At 59.3% G+C, this 21,616-nt stretch carries 23 protein-coding genes and 5 pseudogenes; 17 read left to right on the forward strand and 11 right to left on the reverse strand.

Features of this window, described 5'->3' with window-relative positions; all coding sequences use genetic code 11:
* From P0D89_RS33235 to P0D89_RS33245, 3 genes and pseudogenes are all read left to right on the forward strand, one after another.
* On the forward strand, positions 1 to 222 hold a 222-nt coding region (locus tag P0D89_RS33235; protein WP_408377757.1), incomplete at its 5' end, for a DDE-type integrase/transposase/recombinase.
* The gene (locus P0D89_RS33240) at positions 200 to 511 is read left to right on the forward strand and encodes a hypothetical protein (RefSeq protein WP_408364674.1); all 312 of its coding nucleotides are present in this window, start codon (positions 200 to 202) and stop codon (positions 509 to 511) included. The genes P0D89_RS33235 and P0D89_RS33240, both read left to right, overlap by 23 nt.
* 363 nt (positions 512 to 874) lie before the next feature.
* Positions 875 to 1,103, forward strand: a pseudogene (locus tag P0D89_RS33245) (hypothetical protein); the annotation flags it as partial.
* Positions 1,104 to 1,216: 113 nt separating this feature from the next.
* Here P0D89_RS33245 and P0D89_RS33250 read toward each other — a convergent pair.
* Together P0D89_RS33250 and P0D89_RS33255 are read right to left on the reverse strand one after the other, a co-directional pair.
* Positions 1,217 to 2,938, reverse strand: a complete 1,722-nt coding sequence (locus P0D89_RS33250; protein ID WP_408364676.1) for a carboxylesterase/lipase family protein — start codon at positions 2,936 to 2,938, stop codon at positions 1,217 to 1,219.
* Positions 2,939 to 3,239: 301 nt separating this feature from the next.
* Positions 3,240 to 4,589 (reverse strand): MFS transporter, encoded by a 1,350-nt coding sequence (locus P0D89_RS33255; protein ID WP_408364678.1) that lies wholly within the window; start codon positions 4,587 to 4,589, stop codon positions 3,240 to 3,242.
* A gap of 175 nt (positions 4,590 to 4,764) precedes the next feature.
* Between P0D89_RS33255 and P0D89_RS33260 the strand changes: the two genes are divergently transcribed.
* Both P0D89_RS33260 and P0D89_RS33265 read left to right on the forward strand, forming a co-directional pair.
* Complete coding sequence (locus P0D89_RS33260; RefSeq protein ID WP_408364680.1) at positions 4,765 to 5,766, forward strand: asparaginase; 1,002 nt, start codon at positions 4,765 to 4,767, stop codon at positions 5,764 to 5,766.
* 16 nt (positions 5,767 to 5,782) lie between these two features.
* A complete protein-coding gene (locus tag P0D89_RS33265; protein WP_408180539.1) occupies positions 5,783 to 6,451 on the forward strand; it encodes a GntR family transcriptional regulator in 669 nt (222 codons plus the stop codon).
* A 156-nt stretch (positions 6,452 to 6,607) separates the two neighbouring features.
* Here P0D89_RS33265 and P0D89_RS33270 read toward each other — a convergent pair whose 3' ends face one another.
* Positions 6,608 to 6,856 (reverse strand): hypothetical protein, encoded by a 249-nt coding sequence (locus P0D89_RS33270; protein WP_408364682.1) that lies wholly within the window; start codon positions 6,854 to 6,856, stop codon positions 6,608 to 6,610.
* 240 nt (positions 6,857 to 7,096) lie between these two features.
* On the opposite strand from P0D89_RS33270, the pseudogene P0D89_RS33275 reads away from it, so the two are divergent.
* Positions 7,097 to 7,333 (forward strand): annotated as a pseudogene (locus P0D89_RS33275) (transposase); the annotation flags it as partial.
* A gap of 88 nt (positions 7,334 to 7,421) precedes the next feature.
* Here P0D89_RS33275 and P0D89_RS33280 read toward each other — a convergent pair.
* Complete coding sequence (locus P0D89_RS33280; RefSeq protein ID WP_408364684.1) at positions 7,422 to 8,393, reverse strand: LysR family transcriptional regulator; 972 nt, start codon at positions 8,391 to 8,393, stop codon at positions 7,422 to 7,424.
* Positions 8,394 to 8,529: 136 nt separating this feature from the next.
* Between P0D89_RS33280 and P0D89_RS33285 the strand changes: the two genes are divergently transcribed.
* From P0D89_RS33285 to P0D89_RS33300, 4 genes are all read left to right on the forward strand, one after another.
* Complete coding sequence (locus P0D89_RS33285) at positions 8,530 to 10,830, forward strand: NADP-dependent malic enzyme (protein WP_408364686.1); 2,301 nt, start codon at positions 8,530 to 8,532, stop codon at positions 10,828 to 10,830.
* Between the two features lie 203 nt (positions 10,831 to 11,033).
* Positions 11,034 to 11,186 carry a hypothetical protein gene (locus P0D89_RS33290; RefSeq protein ID WP_408364688.1) on the forward strand — a complete coding sequence of 51 codons (153 nt, stop codon included), beginning with the start codon at positions 11,034 to 11,036 and terminating at the stop codon, positions 11,184 to 11,186.
* Positions 11,187 to 11,376: 190 nt separating this feature from the next.
* Positions 11,377 to 11,652, forward strand: coding sequence for a DUF308 domain-containing protein (locus tag P0D89_RS33295; protein ID WP_408364690.1), 276 nt, complete (start codon positions 11,377 to 11,379; stop codon positions 11,650 to 11,652).
* 110 nt (positions 11,653 to 11,762) lie between these two features.
* Entirely contained in the window at positions 11,763 to 12,104 is a 342-nt protein-coding gene (locus tag P0D89_RS33300) for a cupin domain-containing protein (RefSeq protein WP_408364692.1), read from the forward strand.
* Between the two features lie 19 nt (positions 12,105 to 12,123).
* Here P0D89_RS33300 and P0D89_RS33305 read toward each other — a convergent pair whose 3' ends face one another.
* From P0D89_RS33305 to P0D89_RS33315, 3 genes are read right to left on the reverse strand one after another with little or no spacing between them, the layout of a single operon-like run.
* Positions 12,124 to 13,596 (reverse strand): HD domain-containing phosphohydrolase, encoded by a 1,473-nt coding sequence (locus P0D89_RS33305; protein ID WP_408364694.1) that lies wholly within the window; start codon positions 13,594 to 13,596, stop codon positions 12,124 to 12,126.
* Between the two features lie 38 nt (positions 13,597 to 13,634).
* On the reverse strand, positions 13,635 to 13,877 hold the full coding sequence (locus P0D89_RS33310) for a hypothetical protein (protein WP_408364696.1): 243 nt from the start codon (positions 13,875 to 13,877) through the stop codon (positions 13,635 to 13,637).
* Between the two features lie 39 nt (positions 13,878 to 13,916).
* A complete protein-coding gene (locus P0D89_RS33315; RefSeq protein WP_408364698.1) occupies positions 13,917 to 14,480 on the reverse strand; it encodes an RNA polymerase sigma factor in 564 nt (187 codons plus the stop codon).
* 63 nt (positions 14,481 to 14,543) lie between these two features.
* Between P0D89_RS33315 and P0D89_RS33320 the strand changes: the two genes are divergently transcribed.
* Complete coding sequence (locus P0D89_RS33320; protein ID WP_408364700.1) at positions 14,544 to 14,888, forward strand: hypothetical protein; 345 nt, start codon at positions 14,544 to 14,546, stop codon at positions 14,886 to 14,888.
* Between the two features lie 103 nt (positions 14,889 to 14,991).
* Here P0D89_RS33320 and P0D89_RS33325 read toward each other — a convergent pair whose 3' ends face one another.
* The 3 genes from P0D89_RS33325 to P0D89_RS33335 all read right to left on the reverse strand — a co-directional run bounded on the left by P0D89_RS33325 (position 14,992) and on the right by P0D89_RS33335 (position 16,860).
* On the reverse strand, positions 14,992 to 15,576 hold the full coding sequence (locus tag P0D89_RS33325) for a chorismate mutase (RefSeq protein ID WP_408364702.1): 585 nt from the start codon (positions 15,574 to 15,576) through the stop codon (positions 14,992 to 14,994).
* Positions 15,577 to 15,785: 209 nt separating this feature from the next.
* Positions 15,786 to 16,361: a DUF308 domain-containing protein gene (locus P0D89_RS33330; RefSeq protein ID WP_408364704.1), complete on the reverse strand. Its 576-nt coding sequence runs from the start codon at positions 16,359 to 16,361 to the stop codon at positions 15,786 to 15,788.
* A 112-nt stretch (positions 16,362 to 16,473) separates the two neighbouring features.
* On the reverse strand, positions 16,474 to 16,860 hold the full coding sequence (locus P0D89_RS33335; protein ID WP_408364706.1) for an aldehyde dehydrogenase family protein: 387 nt from the start codon (positions 16,858 to 16,860) through the stop codon (positions 16,474 to 16,476).
* A gap of 299 nt (positions 16,861 to 17,159) precedes the next feature.
* Here P0D89_RS33335 and P0D89_RS33340 point away from each other — a divergent pair.
* The 6 genes and pseudogenes from P0D89_RS33340 to tssB form a co-directional block, all read left to right on the forward strand.
* Positions 17,160 to 17,283, forward strand: a pseudogene (locus tag P0D89_RS33340) (AraC family transcriptional regulator); the annotation flags it as partial.
* Between the two features lie 237 nt (positions 17,284 to 17,520).
* The gene (locus P0D89_RS33345; RefSeq protein ID WP_408364708.1) at positions 17,521 to 18,114 is read left to right on the forward strand and encodes a cytochrome b/b6 domain-containing protein; all 594 of its coding nucleotides are present in this window, start codon (positions 17,521 to 17,523) and stop codon (positions 18,112 to 18,114) included.
* A 2-nt stretch (positions 18,115 to 18,116) separates the two neighbouring features.
* The gene (locus P0D89_RS33350; RefSeq protein WP_408364710.1) at positions 18,117 to 18,917 is read left to right on the forward strand and encodes a molybdopterin-dependent oxidoreductase; all 801 of its coding nucleotides are present in this window, start codon (positions 18,117 to 18,119) and stop codon (positions 18,915 to 18,917) included.
* A gap of 308 nt (positions 18,918 to 19,225) precedes the next feature.
* Positions 19,226 to 19,669, forward strand: a pseudogene (locus tag P0D89_RS33355) (SDR family oxidoreductase); the annotation flags it as partial.
* 137 nt (positions 19,670 to 19,806) lie between these two features.
* Entirely contained in the window at positions 19,807 to 19,896 is a 90-nt protein-coding gene (locus P0D89_RS33360; RefSeq protein ID WP_408364750.1) for a hypothetical protein, read from the forward strand.
* 81 nt (positions 19,897 to 19,977) lie between these two features.
* A pseudogene (gene tssB / locus P0D89_RS33365) lies at positions 19,978 to 20,355 on the forward strand (type VI secretion system contractile sheath small subunit); the annotation flags it as partial.
* A gap of 391 nt (positions 20,356 to 20,746) precedes the next feature.
* On the opposite strand, the gene P0D89_RS33370 reads toward tssB, so the two are convergent.
* Positions 20,747 to 21,595 (reverse strand): SDR family oxidoreductase, encoded by an 849-nt coding sequence (locus P0D89_RS33370; RefSeq protein WP_408364712.1) that lies wholly within the window; start codon positions 21,593 to 21,595, stop codon positions 20,747 to 20,749.
* Positions 21,596 to 21,616 lie beyond the last annotated feature (21 nt).

Consider the following 21,616-nt stretch of genomic DNA (forward strand, 5'->3'; position numbering starts at 1 on the left):
CAGCGCAGCAATGCGCTGCTGCTACCCGACCTGGATCATCGAAACATTAAGTCCAGAACGAACATGATGCTCGGATTCAAGCGATTCAGGTGTGCGAAGACCACGATTTCAGGCATCGAGTTGATGCACCGCATCCGCAAGAGTCAGTTCAATCTCCGCGCTCTCGGACTCAAGGATACTACTGTGCCCGCCGTCTGGAATGGTGTCCTATTCAATAAATAAGGCATCCTTATGTATTGCAGACGTCGAGTTTGGCTATCACCGGTTATTGCTTGCACATCTCTGCGCCCTGCACAAGACAGATTTTTCCCGCGAGCAAGTGGAATGGAACGTGCATCAGTTCGAGTACGTGGATCCGCTCAGACAGCTTGCAGATGACTGCGTACTGGAGGGACACGCCTTGTTTCTGTCGTCCTTCTCGAAGGGGGCGTACGTCACGGTTGGGCAGGCCTTCAAATGGGAGCCGCTTGAGCGAGCCGCCTTTGGTAATTTCGAACAAGATGTCATTTGAACTTGCCGCCCGCGCTTCAATATTGGGCTTGCGAACGTCCGCAAATGGCGGCGATTCGACCGTTCTCAGATGGGGAGCCGAAGGACCGTCGTGGGTCGGGTTATGCCTTTCGCACACCTGCTGCGATCAGAGATCCATCGAGGTCTGGTTATCCCGGGCACATGATGGGCGGAAAGCCGTCGTTCATGTGTAGAGTCCAAATGGCACCTTTGGGTCAAGGTTGTGTAAAAACGCGTTGATTGCCTATAGTTAGTCAACACGTTTTCCGATGGTGGCCCATGAAGCGATTCATCGAAAGCGCGGCGCGAGAGCAAGTCGCGTTGCTACCTGAGTATCTCGACGATTACGTCGACGCCGAGACCCCCCGTGTACGTGGCCAACGAACGCGTGCAGTACCTGGGGCCGGACGGCAAGCTGATCACCGGGTCGCTGCGCGATTTCACACGCATCCAGATCGGCAAGCGTTCTGTCTCGCTCGACGCATTCCTGCAGGCCTGGAGCGACGCCGACAAAAAAGCAGGCGATTGTCGGCGAACTCGAGGAGCACGGGATCCTGTTTGACGAGCTGGCCAGGGAGATCGGCAAGGACCTCGCCTTCTCGCACCGAGATCGACTCGGTGTCACTTTTCCCGCGGTTTACGGATGACTCACGCCGCAGTTTGCTTGCGCCGGACAAGCTGACTCGCCCGCCCGGCATGCCCCCGCCTATGCGCGAGCGAAATTCAATGGCATGCTGTACTGATAGTAAGGCAGGCCCGCCAGTGCGGCCCGCGCCTCGCCGCCCGGGTTGCTCGCGACACGACTGTCGCGATTGAGCAGCATCGTCGTGCGATGCTCCTGATCGAAGCGCGGCCAGTGGGGCAGCAGCGCGTTGTTCGGGTCTCCGGTGTGCGCGAACGCCGCCCAGGTCGCCATCATCTGGCGCGTGAGCGGCGCAATGTCCTCGCCGGTGCCGACGAGCCCCGCGGCCGTCGTGGCGGTGCCGAACACGAACGGCACCTCGGCGGTGTGCGGCGAATGGAGCACGCCCCCCATCACCGGTGTGCGCCAGTCGAACACGTAGGCATAGACCGGCGCGCTCGCACGGGTCGCTTGGCGTACCGCGATTTCGACAGTGTTGCGGCGGAACATATAGTCGGTGGTGATTTGCGCCAGCGCGTCAGTCGGCGAGGCGCCTGGCAACGTCGAACGGTAAGCCTCGACCACGGTGCGCGCGGCGGCCGGCGCGACGCGCAGATAGCGAGCGACCCGCCGCTCGACTTCGGGCATCCCCAGCAAAAAATTGTTCGGGTCGCGCGCGAGCATCAAGGTCGTCTCGGTCGCCGCATTGCCGATCAGGAGCGGGATGCCATGCGCAAGCGCGCCCGCGTCGGGATCGTAGGGGTTGCGCGTAAAGGAGCGGCCGTCGAGCACGGGCCGGAAAGGGTCGCTGATTTCTTTCATTGCCGCGAGCAGCCGGGCGGCCGGCACCCGCTGCAAAGCTTCCCCCTCGGCCCGCGCGAGACCGAGCTTGCTCGCGAGCTGAGCGGCTTGCCCGGCGGCTTCATCGGGGCCGGTAAGGCGTAGTCCGCCCGAGCAGCTTTGCGCGATTGCCTTGTGGAAGAGGCCTTTGGCGGCCGGCATTTGCAAGAGCGCGGCCACTTTCGCCGCGCCGCCCGACTGCCCGAAGATCGTGACGTTGTTCGGGTCGCCACCGAATGCTGCCACGTTGTCGCGGACCCACCGCAATGCCGCGACCATGTCCAGCGCGCCCGCGTTGCCCGCGTCGGCAAACCGCTCATCGCTACCCGCTAGCGAGAGATAGCCGAACACATTGAGCCTGTGGTTCACGGTCACGACCACCACATCACCGGCGCTTGCCAGCTCGCTGCCGTTGAAACCGGGCGCACTGCCCGCGCAAGTGACCCAACCGCCACCGTGCAGCCATACCATTACCGGACGCAGCGTGCCGTCCTTCAATTGTGGCGTGAAGACGTTGAGCGACAGACAGTCTTCGCTCGTTGGCTCGAGCGATACGTACCAGCCGGTCAATGGCGTGGGCTCCTCACCGTTTTGCGGCGCTGAGTTGCCGTACGCCAGCGCAGAGCGGAGACCGCCCCAAGGCTTCACCGGTTGAGGCGGCAGGAATCGGTTGGCGCCCCCCGTCGATGCGGCGTACGGAATACCTTTGAAGCTGCAACCCTTTCCTTCGCGCGCACCGCTCACCTTGCCGCTCGTGGTTTCGACGATTGGCTCTGCAGTGGTGCCCGTTGCTCCCGTTGCCGCATAGGCACCACGGATGGCGAACGTGGGCAACATGCCGGTGCCGGCAATGGCGGCGACGCCTTTGATCAGCGTTCGACGCGCCGGCTGCGCGCAGCCCGCGTCTGTCATTGATATCGCGTTTTCATTGACGGAAGCCTTGTCGAGGTGGGTTGTTCGCCTCATGCTCTTGTTTCCTGAAGTGGAGTGGGTTCGAGCGCACAGCGGCTCATTCGCGCCGCCCCGCACCTGCGGCGACCGTGGAGCAACGCGCCGCTCTCTGCGTCTACACGGTGCAATGCACCGATGACGATCGAAGTTAGAATTTTGCATGCAACATACCGATAGTGCACCAACCAGCAACCTCGATGATCACATTGCCTTTGGCTACCCTGTACGCTGGTCAATGATGGAGCAGGTGTCCGATATGGATGCACCTGCCTGGCCTTCCTAGCGGCATCGCCACGGGCGATGCCGCCTTTCGTGATCAGACCGCCGTTTGGCTCGGGATCGAAACCGTGACGCGCGGCTTGGGTCCGACGCCGGGACGCACCAGCAGCATCGCGAGCATGCCGGTGGCTGTCACTGCTCCCGTGGCCAGGAACATCGAAGCGTAACCGTAGCGGGCCGACAGATAGCCTGACAACGTGGGTGCCAGCACCGCACCGGTGTTGACAAGAAAGGCTGTAATACCGCTATACGTGCCGGTACGCTGCTGCGGCGAGGTATCGATGATCACAGCCCAGAACACGGAGTTGGGCAGTGAATTCAGCGCGTTGCCCAACGCCATCAGGGCGATGACGGTCACCGGGTTGCTCGCCCGCGAAATCAGCAGGAAACAAAGCGTGGTCAACAGCAGCGAGGTCGCGGCGAAACGGCTCCGGGCAATCGTCAGCTTGCCGGTGCGCTTGAGCAGCCAGTCGGACAGGCGACCGCCCATCAGCACGGTAAAGCAGGCGCCGACCCAGGGAATCATGCCGAGATACCACAGCGACGAGAGGTTGAAATGGAACTCGTCCTGCAAATATTTCGGCGTCCACGTCAACAGCATGAAATTGACATATTGAAACGCGAAGTAACCCACGCTATTCAGGACCAGCGTCCGGCTGGTGAAAAAGGCCCACCATGGGTACGCGGCATTCGTATCGGCCGCGGTCGCTTCCACCGACCGGCCCTCATGGATGGCGGCAAGTTCTGCGGCGCCAACCCGTGGATTGTTGTCCGGGCGATCGGTAAACACCCGCATGAACACCACAAGCGCAATCAGGCAAGCCACACCGAGGACGATGAACATCGTGCGCCAGCTGCCTGTCAGCATCAGCAACCCCACGGAAACCGGTGCAGTCAGCAGCGCGCCCAGAGGCGTACTTAGCAAGCCGATGGAAATCGCAAAGCCCCGCTCTTTCCGGGTGGCCCAGGCGGACATAGTCTTGTTGATCGTGGAATACACAGGCCCTTCGGCAAAGCCGAACAACACGCGCATGAAGGCGAAGCCGGCCAGTGCCGAGCCGCCCATGAGCGCAAGTCCAAGGTCGCCGGCGTAAGCGGTGGCCATCTCGAAAATCGACCACGCGACCCCGGCGACGATCCAAACGCGGCGCGGGCCCAGGCGGTCGGCCAGCACGCCGCCCACCAATGCCCCAAACATGTAGCCGTAGCCAAAGTACCCGAGCACCGCGCCCCACGACTGCTTGTCGAGCCCATATTCGCGTGTGACAAAGCTGGCAGCATAAGACAGCGCCCCACGGTCGATGTAGTTGATTATTGTGATCAACACCATGAGCGCAAAGATCGTGTAGCGAAAGCGCGTGTGCCCAACGGATTGCGGCATAAGCATAAGGTCTCCAGTCAGCATTCGGGTTGTCGGACGCATTCGACCGGGCTGGGGTCGGCTTGGCTGCCACGCGCCTACGACCGTGGGGGAATTCAGCATCTCCGGGCGGAATAATATTATTGTATATTTTATAAAATGCACAGTGAACAATTAAGCATTCTTTGACAAAGGAGTATCCATGGCACTTCCCCGCGTTGCCGTTGCCGCCCTAGGCGGAACCATTTGCATGGCGCCTGACGTCCAGTCGGACGGCGTCATGCCCAAGCTTTCCGCACAGCAGTTGCTCGATGCCATTCCCAACCTGGGTGCCGTCGCCCAGCTCGAAGCTCAGACGTTGCGGCAATTGCCCAGTCCGTCGCTGTCGTTCGACGATCTGCTCGAAGTTTTGCGATGGGCTGACGAGCAGGTCGCCCAAGGCGCGGCAGGGGTCGTCGTGACCCAAGGCACCGACACTCTCGAAGAAAGCGCCTTTCTACTGGATTTGTACTGGCCTCACCCGCAGCCGCTGGTACTGACCGGCGCCATGCGCGCTGCGGAGGCCGTCAGTGCCGACGGCCCGGCCAATCTGCGCGCGGCGGTGACGATCGCGGCGGACGCCGGAAGCCGCGCACGCGGTGTGCTGGTGGTGATGAACGACACGATCCATGCTGCCCGATGGGTGCAAAAGACCCACGCGCTGGCGGTCGATGCCTTTACTTCGCCCGGTGCCGGCCCGGCCGGGGCGATGGTCGAGGGCAGTCCGCATTATTTTCATGCGCCCGGCCAGCGCACGACACTCGCCCAACCGCGCGATGCGGGCATGCGCGTCGCGTTGCTGGAAAGCTGCCTCGGCGACGACGGTGAGTTGCTGGATCTCGCCGTGAAGGCCGGATATCAGGGCAGTGTCATCGCCGCGTTCGGCGTCGGCCACGTTTCGTTTGCGATGGCAAAACGCATCGGCACGCTGGCGCCCGCGTATCCGGTGGTCATTGCCAGCCGCACCGGTGCGGGCAGCACCACTGAGCGCACCTACGGTTTCGAAGGGTCCGAGATCGACCTGCGCCGACGCGGCGCGATCCTTGCCGGCTGGCTCGGCCCGCGCAAGGCCCGCCTATTGTTGTGGGCACTGCTGGCGGCCAGCACCACCCCCGAGGAGATTCGTAAGGCATTCGCCAGTTTCGGTAGAATGCGCAACCTCTAGCCCGCCGAGAAACGTGATGACGCCCAGTCCGCAAGAAAAGAAACGACCACGTACCGCCCACCAGTACGTTCTCGAAGCCTTGCGCGCGGAGATTCTCATGGGACGCATGAGCGAGGGCAAACGTCTGCGCCAGGAGGAAATTGCCAGTTGGCTGGGCGTCAGCACGACACCGGTGCGTGAAGCACTGCGCGACCTCGTCACGGAAGGGCTGATTGTTTTCGACGCCCACCGTGGCGCCGTGGTGCGCGGCCTCACCCTTGACGATGCGCGGGAAATCTATCGCCTGCGCATGGTGCTCGAGCCGCTGCTGATTGAGCGCACGCTAGCGCTGCTGGACGATGCTCCACTCGAGCATGCGGCCAGCGTGCACGCGCGCATGTGCGCGACCACGGAGGTCGACGAGTGGACACGCCTGAACCAGGAGTTCCATTCAGTGTTCTGGGCCCCGCAGGCGAGCAGCCGGCTCGCCCACATCCTTGAAGGATTGCGTGCCGCCGCCATGCCGTATATTGCCCTCTCGCTGCTATACAGCAACCAGGCCATTGAACAAAGCAACGAAGAGCATGAGCAGATCCTCAGTCACTTTCGCGCCCGTGATCTGGCGTCGGCGGTGCGGCTGAATCACTCACATCTCGAGATGACGCTCCGCATTATCGAGCGCGCCATCCGTGTCGACGCCGGGTGATTTTGACGTGGTGCTCGCGAAACCCAAGGGGCTTGACCTAGCTCCTCTCTGGGGTCTATACGGCCCCTTGCTCCCCATGTGCATGTCCCTCTGACAGGGTCGTCTGACGCTGCAAATGAAGGCGACCATCGTTGTACTTCTTGTGCGGCGTGCAACTCAGTCAAGCTTGGCACGTTTCAGTCCCGCGGGCAGATATTGCGAGAACATTTTCGGTGAAGGATTGGAAACGACTTCTTCCCGATTGCTCATGCTGACAAATGTCGGCAAAGGCCGATAAGCGGCAGCCGACCCGTGCGAGCGAATGCCCGTTGGGCTTTGGAAACGGCCGTTGGTTTCGCGGCGACCCGAATGACGCCAAGGGGTCGCCTTTGCCAGGTCGATTCCGACGGTAGTAAGCTGGTCCATGACTTCCCCTCCTGTTCAGATTGATGGCTGACACCTCAATCCTGGCACTCGATGCCGTGCGACTTCAATGTCGCCTCAGGTTGGGGAAGTCCCTCACATTTGAAAAAGTCGCTTCCTGGCTTTTGCAATCAGCTACCGAAAAAATCGACTGTTCAGATCGACCCACAAACTCCTCGCGAACGTCGGTCAAGGGTAGACAGATCCCTGAAAACCTGGCGAGAACGGCGGTCAGCGACTTTTTCTTACCACCCCGCAGTACTGCTCAAGATCTATATCTGCGGTTATCTTGATCGCGTGCAGTCTAGCCGTCGTCTGGAGTGGGAGTGCCAGCGCAACGTCGGACTTATGTGGCTGACCGGCCGGCTTGCGCCAGACTTCAAGACGATTGCCGAGTTCAGGCGAAACAAAGGTGAGGGCATTCGCAACGTATGCCGGTGCTTCGTAATGATATGCCGTGACATGAAGCTGTTCACACAAACGTGTCGTGGCCATCAATCGATTCCATTCGTTCAGGTATCCGAAAACTGGCGCGCTCTTCGGCGCCGACGTTAAAGGCGCGTCGATCCTAACCTTGCGCTTCTGCATACATCTCTTTGCAAATCTGGCGCAATGCCTCGACGAACAAATCCTGCGCCGCTGAGTGCGAGCCTACCGAGCGCGTGAACAACGCGATAGGCGGAAGTGTCCAATCAAGCGAGTAGGGAACGATTGCGACGCCGGCAATTCGCACCAGTTCCTCTGCGATATCGGATGGTACGATCGACACGGCCTCTTCGCTTGAAGCAATCATTTCACCAATGAGTTTGGAGGAGTAACTCTCAACGACCGGAACTGGAGGTGCGGTTCCTGCAGTGAGAAACAGGTCGGTCACCTGTTCTCTCATCGGCGTATGAGGAGCGCCGAGAATCCAGTCCAGCGTTATCAGCTTGTTCCAGTCGAGCTTCGTACGAGACAATTTTGCCGCAAGACGTCGGTTCGCGATCATCCGCGGCTGCTGCCGGAACAGGACTTCCAGGGAGATGTGGTTCAAATCTGTCACCGCCGACGCACGTCCGATGACGATGTCCACGGTGTGGTCCTGTAGTTGCAGCAACAGTTGATCGCTGGTTCCTTCGTGAATCGTCACGGTCAGGCGTCGCTCCATACGGGATTGGAGCCGCTTGAGTGCTGCCGAGAGCATCTGGCCGGAGATAAACGGAATTACTCCGATGTGCAGGTGCGCTGCGTGCCCTAAGGCAACTGCCTCCATCTCGCGAGCGAGATGATCGAGGTCGTTGATCATCGTCTTGGCCCGCTCCAATACCACTGCACCCATTGCAGTGGGCAGCATGCCGCGCGGGGAGCGCTCGAAGAGCGGGGTGCCGAACATGCTTTCCAACTCGGAGAGAGCATTGGTCACGGCTGGCTGACTGCTGGCCATGTGCTCGGCGACGCGGGTAAGCGAACCGTGCTGCTGGATTTGCAGCAACAGGACCAGATGCCTCATCTTCAGACGCGCGCTCAGCCGCCTGACTACATCGTTCGACTCGAATTTCATTTGACAGCGGGCACACCCATCACGGAAAGATGATGGACCGATATTAAATCAAAATAATCTGCTTATGGCGGATCTTTAGAATCGTCTCCACAGATCGCGCCGGGGCTGGCCCAGCACACTCTTGGAGGCAAGGAATATGGATCAGAAAGATACAGATCGGCAGGCGGCATTCGACTATCACGAGTTTCCCACCCCGGGGAAAACGGCGGTGATGGCCACCAAACCGCTCGTGACGCAGCGTGACCTGGCGCTCGCCTATACCCCCGGCGTGGCTGCGGTGTGTGAGGAAATCGCGGCTGATCCTCATCTGGCACATCGCTTTACGGGTCGGGGGAACCTGGTTGGCGTGATAACCAACGGCACCGCCGTGTTGGGCCTTGGAAACATTGGCGCGCTGGCGTCCAAGCCGGTCATGGAAGGCAAAGCCGTGCTCTTCAAGAAATTCGCAGGGATCGACGTCTTCGACATTGAGATCAGCGAGACTGATCCGGACAAGCTCGTCGACATTATCGCCAGTCTTGAAGCCACCTTTGGCGGTATCAACCTCGAGGACATCAAGGCGCCGGAGTGCTTCGCCGTGGAGCGCCAGTTGCGCGAACGCATGAAGATCCCCGTTTTCCATGACGATCAGCACGGCACGGCCATCACCGTATCCGCTGCTTTTATCAACGGGCTGAAGGTGGTGGGCAAATCCATTTCGGAAGTGAAGGTGGTGACGTCGGGCGCCGGTGCAGCGGCACTGGCATGTCTCGAACTACTGGTTGACCTCGGGCTTCCGATAGAAAACATATGGGTGACAGATATCGAAGGCGTCGTTTACCGCGGGCGTACCGCGCTGATGGACCCGGCCAAGGCATGCTTTGCGCAGGACACCAGCGCCCGCACGTTGGCCGAAGTTATCGGCGGTGCGGATGTATTCCTGGGTCTCTCGGTGGGGGGCATCCTGAGTGCCGAGATGCTGATGACGATGGCGCCGCGCCCGCTGGTTCTTGCGCTAGCCAATCCTACGCCGGAAATTTTCCCGGAGCTCGCGCATGCCACGCGCGACGATGTGGTTATCGCGACTGGCCGCTCGGACTACCCGAACCAGGTCAACAATGTCCTCTGCTTTCCATACATCTTCCGCGGCGCACTGGACGTCGGGGCCACTACCATCACACGCGAAATGGAAATTGCCGCGGTTCATGCCATCGCTGGTCTGGCGGAAGAAGAGCAGAACGAAGTCGTGGCTGCCGCGTACGGCACCTATGATGTGGCCTTTGGTCCCGAATACCTGATTCCAAAGCCATTCGACCCACGTCTGATCGTCCGCATCGCGCCGGCGGTGGCCAAGGCCGCCATGGCGGGCGGTGTAGCGACGCGCCCGATGCCGGACCTCGACGCCTATGTCGAGCGATTGCAGCAATTCGTTTACCACTCCGGCGCCTTCATGAAGCCGCTGTTTGCAACCGCTCGCCAGCTTGTGCGGGATGGAGGTAATGGGCGCATCGTGTTCACCGAGGGGGAAGACGAGCGCGTGCTACGAGCTGTGCAGGTGGTCGTGGACGAGAAGTTGGCACGTCCGATTCTGGTTGGGCGTCCGGAGGTACTGCTTGCACGTATTGAGCGATTTGGTTTGCGTCTGCGACTCGGACAGGACGTCGAAGTGACCAATCCTGAGTATGACGAACGTTTCCCGCAATACTGGACGACGTACTGGGAACTCATGTGCCGGGACGGCATCTCGAAGGAGATGGCGCGGGTTGAAATGCGCCGCCGTCTGACCTTGATCGGTGCGATGATGGTGCGGTTAGGCGATGCCGACGGCATGATTTGCGGGACCGTGGGTGCCTATCACGATCACCTGCGTTTCGTTGACGAAGTGATCGGCAAGAAACGTGGCGCGAACACCTATGCGGCCATGAACATCCTGTTGCTCGATCAGCGCACGGTGGCGCTGGTGGATACCCACATCAACGATAACCCAAGCGCAGAGCAGATAGCCGAATACACGATTGCCGCGGCAAGGCAGATGGAATGGCTGAACCTGTCGCCCAAGGCAGCGTTGCTCTCACGTTCAAACTTCGGTTCAGGCAGCGCGGCCTCAGGCGTGAAGATGCGCAGGGCGTTGCAGATCGTCAGAGAACAAGCCCCCGACCTTGAGGTAGACGGCGAGATGCACGGCGACTGTGCGCTTGACGAAGCGCTGAGATCACGCATCCTTCCAACTTCGCCGCTCAAGGGTGTCGCCAATCTTTTGGTCTGTCCAAACGTGGATGCGGGCAACATTGCCTACAACCTGCTCAAAACCGAAGCAGGCAGCAACGTGGCGGTAGGTCCATTCCTGCTGGGCGTCAACGCACCGGTGAATATCCTCACGTCTAGTTCCACAGTCCGGAGAATTATCAACATGGCGGCGTTGACAGTGATCGAAGCTAATCGCGTTAAGTCAATGTAACCAATCGTCGGTGGGCGAGTATGGTATAGGTCGGACTGGCGGTCTGGCAGGCCCAAAGCGGCATCACGCGCATATGTGTTCATTAGGACATTTTCGACGGTTGCGGCTTTTGGCTGAGATGTAAATGTAGAGTCGGTGTGAGCAGGCATGGAAAGCCACCTGTCGACGCACTGCCGTCCCATGCACTCGTCGCCGATGTAATCATGGATCCGCACACGACCGCGCTGCCTGAAGCTTCGCACGCGCGTGGACTCAAGGTTCACCATGGAAAGAACATGATGAATTACGCCATGCCGATAGCGGCGTCGTTTTTTGGCTTTCCGGCTTTTTTCGACTGGAACGGAAACGTCCTTTAGAGACACGCGTTGCCGAGTCCCTGGCGATTGCTGCTCCGTCGGAGAGCTTGTTCGCGCGTGTCGGTCATTTGACCGATACGCCAGCGATCAGCCGAATGCCATGATACCGTTGGAGTTGCGATGATACTCGCGGTGACGAAAGTCGGCTTCCTCAGGGCAAGCTCACAGGAATTCCTGGAGGATGAGTGCAATGTCGGTTCATCATTTCGTTGTTCTCATCGGCGTGAACTGGCTACCCCGAGCATTTGGCGTTTGGGCCGCTCTTTCAGGAGCTCTCCAGCTTTGCCATGCCGTCTGTCGCTGGAAGCGCTCCGGCGCGCAATGGGGAATGATCTCGAACGGCGCAAGATCGGCGCTGGCCGGGGTGCTGCTTTTCAGCGAGGCAATGGGCGCTGTCTACTTCCTGATCGCAGGGTTGTGGTGGACGGTGGGCGGATTGCGTCGCAAATGTATCAGGACGTCATGAACAACCAAAGAACCTGACGGGTGGTTTGCGACCGGTTCGTCGAGCATTCCGCCAAGGTTTGACAACCAGAACTGCGAGCAACACGCTATCGACTCGCATCGGAGAATGAGATGGATGATAACGATATTCCACTTGCCAACGGCAAAGTGCAGTACAAGACGCTATTGCGCGAGGAAGGCTGCTCGATCCTCCAAACGACGGTTCAAGCCGGCGGTGAGACGCAATGGCATCACCACACGAATGTTAGTGACCGGTTTCTCGTGATCCGTGGCGTCTTGACCGTCGAGTTGAATATCGACGGCCATGTTCAAAGCACCAAGGTGCGTGAATTCTACTCGGTTGATCCGGGCACCGTTCACCACGTCAAGAACGAAACGAATGAGGATGTCGTCTATCTCACGGTCCAGGCGGGCGGCGTCCCGGACATTGTGCTGGCAGGATTGTCTCGCTGACGCGCGCAACGCCATGCATCTAGATCAAGCCCATTGTCAACGCTTTGAGCGTTGCCGCTGCGCGTGTCGAACACTCGAGCTTGCGAAACACGCTCTCGACGTGGGTGCGCACCGTGCTCGGACTCATCGTCAAGTCCTGCGCGGCTTCCTTGTTGCTCGCTCCTCGCGAGATCGCACGCAGGACGTCGATCTCTCTCGCAGAGAGTCGTGGACCATTCGGCGCACTCCTTGCCGCGCGCCTGGCGACGGGGACGCGTTCCGTCACCAGCGTGTCCACCACCTCGCGGCATAGCCGGCCATTGGCAGCCTCATCTTGCAACACGTGTGCGGCAGCCTCGTCGGTCAGTGCGGCGCGCCAAGGGCGCGTGGAGCGCAACGCAACCCACGCCACCGACGCCGCTAGCACACGAGCCTCCAACGTCAGCGCGGGATCGCGCGCGCCGCGAAAATACCCCGAGCCGTCTTGCCGCTCGTACGCATACGACGCAAGCACGGTGGCGTCGCCCAGCGCGCCGGTTTGCTTGCCTGCGCGCTCTGTCCAGTACGGCACCAGCCGCACCTTTTCCCAGGTGCTCGGCGACAAAGGCGTGGGTAGGTTCCACACATGGTTGGGCACGGCGGCCCTGCCGATGCCATGAATCAATCCAGCCCGATACACGAGCGCGCGTGCGGCATCATCCGACGTGAATCGAGCGTAACATTCGGCAGCCGTCCTTGCGACCTCACGTGAAAAGCCTGTCATCCACGGCAATTTCAGATCGATGATGTCGGCGATCAATTCCGCCGACGTCGTCCGTTGCATATCGGATGTCGCCAGCACGACTTCAAAATCATCCAGCGATTGGCGCTCCAGTTCCGTCAGCCAACTTCCTGCGTGGCGTGTCGCTGCCGCGACGAGGTTCGCCGGATACCGCGAGCCGGAGCGTTGTTCGATCAGCGCAAGCGCCGCTTCGACGCCATACGTGCGGCTGAACACCTCCAGGTCGCCGGCAAGCGCAACGACCAGTACGGATATCGGCACCGCTTCGCGTGCGAGTTGCGCGGGCAAGCCTCTGCCGTCCCAGGTTTCGAAAATGTGGCGCAGCGCCGTTTCTGTCGCCTTCGAAAGACCCATTATTCGCGCGACCTCGCCGGATACTTCGCAGTGAGTTTGCGCGAGTGGCATCAGCGCGGCGCCGACTCCGCCAATCGTCTCGGCGATGCCGGGCTTGCTCTCAAGCATCGCGGTCCGGATCGCGATGTCGTCGCCGAACACTGTTGCGAACCCTGCCGCGTTTGCCGTGCAACCCGACCAACGTAGCAGCGACACCTCGCGGACTGTGTCGCAAGCCGAGGCCTCGAGTCTAGCCGCGTGTGTGAGCCGTGCTGCCAGCCATCCGGTGCGCAACGAATGGTCGGTTGGCTGTCCCATGCTCAGATCGCCGACGAAAGCGAGTGTTCTCACGGCATCGAATATACGCAGCGCGGCGTGGCTGGGTTCAAGGTCGAACATCGGATTGGTTATGGAACGTCATGAGAGAGGGCTAACAATCATACGCGACGATGCGAGGTGCTGCACGGCAGTGCGACAGTGCAGTCCGGGGATATCGGCGGGTTGTGCTTGAGCAGGCCGAACGGCGCGCTATCGTAAAGCCAACGTGGCGCGTTTTCGATCAGGACGTGCTCGGGGGCAAGCGGCTTGCCGAGCAGACGCGCGTCGCTTTGTGACAGCAGTTTGAAAAAGCCGGGATCGATGCGCAGGCTCGTTTCTGTGCGTCGCTGTGCGGCGTCCATCTGCGATTTCGCGCGACACGTGAGAACACGAAGTGTGGCTCAGGCCGACGGCAATGTCACGATGGCGAAAGCGTGGAGCAGGGTCGTTGCTCGCCCGTTTCTTGATCTAGTCTTTGAAAAGGCGCCGACTGCCCGGCGAGCCCGTGAGAGCCGGCTCATGATCGTGCCGATCGGCACGCCGAGAGCGTCGGCTGCTTCGTTGTAACTTAGTCCTTCGACGCCGACCAGCAGCATGACCACACGTTGCGCTTCGGGCAATGCCTGCACGGCCCTGACCATCCGGCTGTCCATCGCATGCCGGTCCGGCGTGGCCGCCAGCGGGTCGGTGACAGTCTCCAGGAGTTCGTGGTCCCAATCCACGCTGCGGCGGCTGCGCGCGTTGCGCGCGCGCTGCTCGTTGATCCAGATGGATTGCACGATCGAGAACCTCCAGCTAAGCGGCGCGGTGCCCGGTCGTAATTGATGCGTGCGTTCCAGTGCGCGCACGCAGGCGCGCTGCACGAAGTCTTCCGCGTCGCGCCGATTGCCGGAGATGCGCAACGCAAATGTCCATAATCGCGGCAGCATGCCTGGAAGCGTGCTGGCTAAGTCTGCTCCAGTCATCGACGTGTTCCTTGTTTGATGTCGTATAGCTGGCTTGTCCGGGGGCGACAAAGATCGGTGTGTATGACGCCGGTCGAATCCGGTCGGGAAGATAAAGCTATCCGTCATCCGCATCGGCGCGCACTCGTCAAGTTTGGCGGCGATGATGACAGTCCGGCGAAAAAAGCCGGCGCACCTTATCAGGTTGCGCCGGCCTGGCTTGCGAAGATCAAGCGCTATTGCGCCGGGTGCGTGACCATCCAGTCGGCATCAGGCAATAGCGCGAAGCAGCGCGGCTTCGACAACGGTAATGACGACGTCGATATTGCCGCGCGTCGCTTTCGAATGGGGGGCACGTTTGATGAGCCCTGTTCGCCAGTTTTTGCGGGACTTTCAGCTGTTTCGCGGCGAGTCCCATCGCACCGATGAAGCACGGCAACTAGCCGGGATGCCGACGTCTGCCCGGGATTCGTGCCGGCAGCGAAACTGCCGGGAGATGACTGCCTGACGCGCCATTACGGTCGCCAACACTTCAACCTTCTACACAAACTCTCGCAAGCGCGCGCTCTACGGCTAATCCGTAGAGCGGTTCCAGAGCCTGACTAGTAATGTATAACTGCATTTCTCGAGCGAGTCTCTCACCGCACCCCTGTTCTGTGCGCAATTCTCTTGTCGAAATCAGAACCTGCAGGAACTCCTTCTGCAATCCATCAAGCCTGGGACGGATGTCGCTTGCCAGATTGGCCCTTGGTTCATCGGGCGCTCCTCCGATTCGCCGCCATTGCGCATGAAGACCGTATTGGACGAGCTTATTCGCTTCTATCTGATCCGAAAAAAAGTGCGTTGCCTCCTGGTCAGATATGCCCGCAGCGCGAGCTTCCATCCTGGCGGCTGCCAGGACCTCCTCCTCTCGCGGTAAATCTTCGATTGCGAACCCCGAGTCCCACTTCACCAATGCGACCTGCTTTGCAATGCCGAGTCTCGTTACCGTCAATTCAATCAATGGCCTGAACGTTTTCGCATCACGAACTGCTCCCATGGAATGAGGTGCTGCGAAGAAGAGTGAAGCGGAGAGAGGAACGAGTAGAGATCGAATGCTAAGAGATTGGATTGTCATTAAATGAACTCATATTGAACGGTGCACCAAAGATGTCGGCTTTTCAGTCGCCGACAATCCTGTGCTTTCCGATAGTGAAAATTGACAAAATCATCAGATCCAAATGGATTCGTAATCGTCAACGTAGAGGACCGTAAATATATGATGGAAGGGTTCGTCTGCATCGAGGACTCGTGTGAGATGACTGCGACTACGTTTTTTGAGAGCTTTCAAATAGCGTTAAGTCGCGCATGCTTCACGTGTAACCACACAGCGGATATCAGGAAGTAAACTGCACCTACCGCTGCGTAGCCCGCTATTTTGAAAATAGCGGGAGGCATTGATGCGCCGCTTTGGAGAATGAAGAATATCCCCGCGAGCGCGGATTGCGCTCCGCTTAGAATCATTGCCCACTGTGCCCCAAGGTCCGACCAACGGCGGACCGCGGTAGCGAGTTGAAGTAGCCCGGAGACGATCGCCCAAACACCAAAGATCACGAGTATCGGAGGCGCCCCAATGCTCAATTCCAGGAGCACCGCGACCGTTGTGGCGGCGCTGACAACGATATTGATAGCCTGTGTCCGGTTCTTACCGGTTCTACCGCTGCGCGACATGTCGATGAAATTGGCCAATGCATCCCAAGCGGGGTAAATGACAAGCAGAGCCGCGACGCCGGCTGCGGCCTGCTTACCGATGGCAAATGCTAATGCGACCCAGATGGCGGAAAATATTGTCCGGACGAAATAATATGACTTGAGCCACCGCTCTTCGCGGGCCCTACTCGATTTAATGTGACGTTCAAACATTCAAACTCCTCAGAGGCTAGCATCCGAAGTCGGCGCGCGGCATTTATCGGATCGATACCTGACATATCGCCGCTTACGATGCGGATAAGTCAGGCAATAGAATGACGTCGAGCTATGCCGAATGGCATCGGTCGAATGACCGATACCATTCGGCATAGCTCGACTTGCCTCTGTAATCAACTTCATCTATCGCAGGGGTGGGTGGAAGATCAGGTAGACGGCTGCAGGCCGGTGTGTCCGATGAGATTGAATTTTCGTAAGCGGTCTGCGGGGTTTCTGCCACCGGCTTCATGATGATCGTGCAGCCAGCGGCCAATGCGATAGCCGACTTCCGCGTAATCATCATGCGCAGGATATCGCTGCGTTGTTTGGCAAGCAGGCGCGACCACGCAGGAAATGCGGCACAGGTACGATCAATCGCCGCGCGTACCCGGGATTCGGAATGATGTTCTACTTGTCCGACGACACTGCCGTCTACGGGATTAAGAACGTCGATCATGCAGTTTTCTCTTTAGAATGATTCAGGGTTCCGCAGCGGCACACGTTGCGGCATGACGCGGCCGCATGATCGAATCCTCTGAGAGGCAAGAAGATCCGCGAACGTGAAATTGTCTGAATTCCTTGCCTGATCCTATGAGGCGATCGCTATAACTAATTCAATGTGGCACACCGATCGCCGTCGATAGAAATGACGCTGAACGGGTGATCTGCAATGGAAAGCGAAACGCAGGCACTGGCGCGTGTGCGCGCCGACATGGTGGGACTGCTTCTGGAACTGGAGACACAAGAGGGGAGGCGACCAATACTTCGCCGTTGCAATACATCAAGTCGACACCACTGCATCAGGCACGTCTCCTGATGGCGAGGCAGGACATGACCGCAGCCTCAGCGAGCGCAGGTTGGCTACGAAAGTCCTTCGCAGGGTGACTCGCCTTGGTCGGTCATTTGACCGATAGCATTGCGCGACCCCGGATGCGATTCTTGTCGCGTGCTAAGGCACGAGTATCCAAACGACGACCGTGCAACGCGACAGTCTTTCACGAGCCAGATTTCGAGTTGAGTCTGCAAGGAAAGGCGCGACGCACAGTTGCTTTTCGCTCGCCGCTGACAGCCGCTGAACACGCTTTTAACTTTCAATGCCGTCGACAGGGAGGCCGCCTTGGCTCATACAACGATACATCCCGTATGGGTCCGCGTCATCCACTGGATCAACGCAGCCGCTGTCATAGTCATGTGCCTGAGTGGCTGGCAAGTGTATAACGCGTCGCCCATCTTCAAGGCTATCTGGTTTCCGAACTCCATCACACTGGGTGGCTGGCTAGGCGGTGCGCTGCTTTGGCATTTCACGGTCATGTGGATACTGGTCGCAAACTTTGTCACATACCTGGTTCTGGGCACTTTTAAAGGACGCTTGCGCGAAAAATTCTTTCCCATCGGCATTCGCGCGATTGCCTTCGACCTCGTTGCCGCGCTACGGGGCAAGCTCGATCATGACGATCCAGGCCGATACAACGCCGTACAGAAGTTTGCGTATCTCGTCGTGATCGCTGACATCGTGCTCGTGGTGTTATCGGGCTTGGCTATCTGGAAACCGGTTCAATTGCCGATCCTGCACACGTTAATGGGTGGTTTCGACAACGCACGCATCGTCCACTTTGTTGCGATGGGCGTGATCGTCGGCTTTTTCTCAATACATGTCGTGATGATTGCGCTGGTGCCGCGATCATTACTCACCATGATCCGAGGGTGTTAACCGTGACTTCCCGAAAATCCGTACGCCCCCTTGATGCTGCATCGATCATCAAGGATGCACAGAAGGAACTGAAATCACCCGCACGACGCCTGCTTGGCAAGCGAATCCTGACCTTTGGCGGACTCGCACTACTGTCGGGCTGCGATTTGACCAACGATAAATCGGTCGACGCCATGCTGCGCAAAATGTCTTCATTCAACGATAGCGCGCAGGCCCTGCTGTTCGATCCGCGCAAACTGGCGCCGGTCTATCCGGAATCGATGATCGCGCGCCCATTTCCGTTCAATGCCTTCTATGACATTGACCAGGTACCCGACGTCGACGCACGCGCTTACCACCTTGAACTCAGTGGTCTCGTCAAAGGCAAGCGTATCTGGACGCTCGACGAACTGCATGCGTTGCCGCAGCAGAGCCAGGTGACGCGGCACATTTGCATTGACGGTTGGAGCGCAATCGGCAAGTGGGGTGGGGTGCGATTCTCCGACTTTCTCTTGCGGGCCGGCGCCGATACGACCGCAAAATACGTCGCACTACATTGTGCCGACAACTACTGGACTAGCATCGACATGCCGACGGCGTTGCATCCCCAGACGCTGCTCACGCTGACCTATGACGGCGACATCCTGCCCGCGAAGTACGGCTCCCGCCGATGTAAACCTACAAGGAGTAGGGCGTGCTTTCACCTCACATCGTGCTACAGCAGCGCCTTACTCCTTCCGTTCGCTCCTTTTATCGCCTCGACAGAATCAAGGCAGGCCCGGATCGGGGCAAATGAAGGCGAATCGGTTGCGGCGTCAGCTTGAACGGGCAGGGTACAGACGATGGGCCAGCCGAGGAGTATCGTTGCGTCCGATCTGGCATCCAGACGGCCACTCGTTCTCGCCGTTGCTTCTTCCAGTTCGTGTTCTGGTTTGAATTCCCGGTGCCGTCTCTCTCGCGTGGTTGTGAAAGCGACCCCAACGTCGAAAGGACGGCGCTATCGCGGGCTACGCAATGAACATGGCAACTGCATCAATTAGTCGACTTTCCGAAATGCCGCACGCAGACGATTCAACCCGCTACACGCTACTTACCCGGTGCGAGTCGTGGGATCGGGCACGCAACTGTAAAACTGTTCCAGGAACACAACTGGAAGGTTTTCACTGTGTCGCGACAGCCGTTTTCCGAAGACTGCAAGTGGCCAGCCGCGCGCGAGTCGCATATTCAGGCGGACCTCGCGGATCTGAATTCTGTCGAGAAGATTGCAGAAGAAGTAAGTCGTCGGCTTCCAGACGGAAAACTGCACACGCTCGTGAACAATGCTGGGATCTCGCCCAAAGGCGAAGATCGAACGCGACTTGGCGTACTCAAAAGCGACACTCGCACGTGGTCGACCGTTCTCAACGTCAATCTGATCTCCAATGCCTTGCTCGCCCGGGCTCTCTTTCCTGAACTGGGACGCGCCACGGGCGCAATTGTCAATGTCACCTCGATTGCCGGTTTCAAAGTCCATCCCTTCGCGGGCGCTGCTTATGCGGTGTCCAAGGCGGCACTTTTCGCCCTGACGCGAGAGATGGCTCATGAGTTTGGACCGGAGGGCGTACGTGTCAATGCGATTGCCCCCGAGAGATTGATACTTCGATCCTGTCGCCAGGCACCGAAGAGATCGTCAACCATGAGATTCCACTTCATCGATTGGGTAACCCTCGCGAGGTGGCGGAGACAATCCATTTCCTTTGCGGGCCAGCGGCGTCCTATATCAATGGCGCCGAGATTCACATCAACGGAGGGCAGCACGTCTGACCTGCCGGGCAACCGCGCGGTCGTCAACGACGTAGCGATTCAGTCACGTCTGAGTGCCATGTTCAGACCTTCCTGCTGGAAATCGACGTCGACAACTTCGACGGCCGCATGCAGTCGATGAAGCCGTGCGTGTCTTTCCAGGTCCCCAATATGCTAACGGGCGAGGGCAGTCTCGAAGTGGATATCACCTTCGAAAGCATGGACGACTTTTCGCCCGCAGCGGTGGCGCGCAATGTTGATTCTCTCGCGAAACTTCTCGAAGCGCGCACGCAACTCGCGAATCTCGGCACCTATCTCGACGGCAAGGTGAGCGCCGAAAAGCTGATTGCACCGGCGCTCAAAGACCCGGCGCTGCTGCAATCGCTGAGCGCGGCGCCCAAAGCTGCCGGCACTGAACCCGCCGAATCTGCTGAAGCCGGCGCTCGCGCGCGGCGACCTGCGCACGATCGCACTCCCTAACCGACGGTGCGCGCACATGTCTGGAGAGCATCGCGGTGAGACCGAACGTCTCGACCTTGTCGAGTTGCGCGCCTGAGCAATTGCCGACATCGACCACCGTCTGCGCGAGGTCGATCGTCGGCACAGCGATCACGCACTCACCGGATTCCTGCAGGGCGCTAAAGGTGTGATCTCATGGCCCGAGCACCACGCCGATCAGAGCCGGCTCATGTTGCATCATCATGTGAAGGCCCATCGTCATCACGTTAGGCGTGCCGTCACCTGCGCGCGTCGTACCATGACGATAGGGCCAGATTCGAGCAGCCGGTAGGACTTTTGATTGCCATTTCCTTGAACATTGGATTTCTCCGGCAAAGCAGGGCCCATTGCTGTTCGCCGCGCGGTCTTGAAGTTACTCGGCGAAGTCCGTTGCTTCGGATGAGCCTTTCCACGCATCGAGATCAAGTTGGACGGCCGCGGCTTTTTGCGCCGCCAGTTCGTTGGCGATCTTGCCGGCGAACAGGTGTAACGGTGGTTCGGCAACATCCACGGCCTGCATGATCAACATGGCCAGCTTGTCTGGATCGCCGGCCTGACGACTGTGCAGCGTGCCCAGGTGCAGATCGAGCGACGCCTTGGCCTCGGTGTATTCGTCGATCTGTCGTTTGGCTACCGCCAGCGCGCCGCTCGACAAAAACTCTGTACGTACCGGCCCAGGATACACCACCGTCGCCTTGATGCCGAACTCGGCCACCTCGGCCGCTAGCGACTCGGTCAGGCCCGCGAGCGCGAACTTGCTCGCCACATAGCTTCCCCAGCCCACGTAGCCGGCCTGATAACCGACGATCGAGGCGATGTTGATGACATGTCCGCCGCGCTGCTCGCGCAGATGCGGGAGCGCGTGCCGGAGTACCATCAGCGGCGCGAACAGGTTGACGTTGAAATTTTGCCGAAGTTCCTCGTCCGATAAGGCTTCGACGGTTCCCTGTTGCGCGTAGCCGGCGTTATTGACGACCACGTCAATCCTGCCGAACATCTCGATGGTTTGCGCGATACCGGTGCGCACGTTCTGGTCGCTGGTCAGATCCACTTGCAGAGGAAGAAACCGCTCCGCGGCGGGGCCGATCGCTTTCGTCAGCGACGCTACGGTTCGCGAGGTCGCGGCGACGCAATCGCCACGCGCGAGGAGTTGCCCTACGAGTCGTTGGCCGACGCCTTTCGATGCGCCGGTGACGAACCAGATTTTCGTGGATGTGTTCACGGTAATTCCCTTGATAAATTA

Source organism: Paraburkholderia sp. RL18-085-BIA-A (assembly GCF_046027075.1).
In the GTDB taxonomy this organism is placed as follows: domain Bacteria; phylum Pseudomonadota; class Gammaproteobacteria; order Burkholderiales; family Burkholderiaceae; genus Paraburkholderia.

What these genes read in the sequence shown, in the direction of transcription:
- P0D89_RS33250 (WP_408364676.1), bottom strand. Translation starts at nt 2,938, where the DNA reads ATGAGGCGAACAACCCACCTCGACAAGGCTTCCGTCAATGAAAACGCG.
- P0D89_RS33330 (WP_408364704.1), bottom strand. Translation starts at nt 16,361, where the DNA reads ATGTTTGAACGTCACATTAAATCGAGTAGGGCCCGCGAAGAGCGGTGG.
- P0D89_RS33325 (WP_408364702.1), bottom strand. Translation starts at nt 15,576, where the DNA reads ATGACAATCCAATCTCTTAGCATTCGATCTCTACTCGTTCCTCTCTCC.
- P0D89_RS33285 (WP_408364686.1), top strand. Translation starts at nt 8,530, where the DNA reads ATGGATCAGAAAGATACAGATCGGCAGGCGGCATTCGACTATCACGAG.
- P0D89_RS33255 (WP_408364678.1), bottom strand. Translation starts at nt 4,589, where the DNA reads ATGCTTATGCCGCAATCCGTTGGGCACACGCGCTTTCGCTACACGATC.
- P0D89_RS33290 (WP_408364688.1), top strand. Translation starts at nt 11,034, where the DNA reads ATGGATCCGCACACGACCGCGCTGCCTGAAGCTTCGCACGCGCGTGGA.
- P0D89_RS33305 (WP_408364694.1), bottom strand. Translation starts at nt 13,596, where the DNA reads ATGTTCGACCTTGAACCCAGCCACGCCGCGCTGCGTATATTCGATGCC.
- P0D89_RS33335 (WP_408364706.1), bottom strand. Translation starts at nt 16,860, where the DNA reads ATGATCGACGTTCTTAATCCCGTAGACGGCAGTGTCGTCGGACAAGTA.
- P0D89_RS33310 (WP_408364696.1), bottom strand. Translation starts at nt 13,877, where the DNA reads ATGGACGCCGCACAGCGACGCACAGAAACGAGCCTGCGCATCGATCCC.
- P0D89_RS33270 (WP_408364682.1), bottom strand. Translation starts at nt 6,856, where the DNA reads ATGGACCAGCTTACTACCGTCGGAATCGACCTGGCAAAGGCGACCCCT.
- P0D89_RS33295 (WP_408364690.1), top strand. Translation starts at nt 11,377, where the DNA reads ATGTCGGTTCATCATTTCGTTGTTCTCATCGGCGTGAACTGGCTACCC.
- P0D89_RS33300 (WP_408364692.1), top strand. Translation starts at nt 11,763, where the DNA reads ATGGATGATAACGATATTCCACTTGCCAACGGCAAAGTGCAGTACAAG.
- P0D89_RS33265 (WP_408180539.1), top strand. Translation starts at nt 5,783, where the DNA reads ATGACGCCCAGTCCGCAAGAAAAGAAACGACCACGTACCGCCCACCAG.
- P0D89_RS33320 (WP_408364700.1), top strand. Translation starts at nt 14,544, where the DNA reads ATGACGCCGGTCGAATCCGGTCGGGAAGATAAAGCTATCCGTCATCCG.
- P0D89_RS33280 (WP_408364684.1), bottom strand. Translation starts at nt 8,393, where the DNA reads ATGAAATTCGAGTCGAACGATGTAGTCAGGCGGCTGAGCGCGCGTCTG.
- P0D89_RS33260 (WP_408364680.1), top strand. Translation starts at nt 4,765, where the DNA reads ATGGCACTTCCCCGCGTTGCCGTTGCCGCCCTAGGCGGAACCATTTGC.
- P0D89_RS33315 (WP_408364698.1), bottom strand. Translation starts at nt 14,480, where the DNA reads ATGACTGGAGCAGACTTAGCCAGCACGCTTCCAGGCATGCTGCCGCGA.
- P0D89_RS33240 (WP_408364674.1), top strand. Translation starts at nt 200, where the DNA reads ATGGTGTCCTATTCAATAAATAAGGCATCCTTATGTATTGCAGACGTC.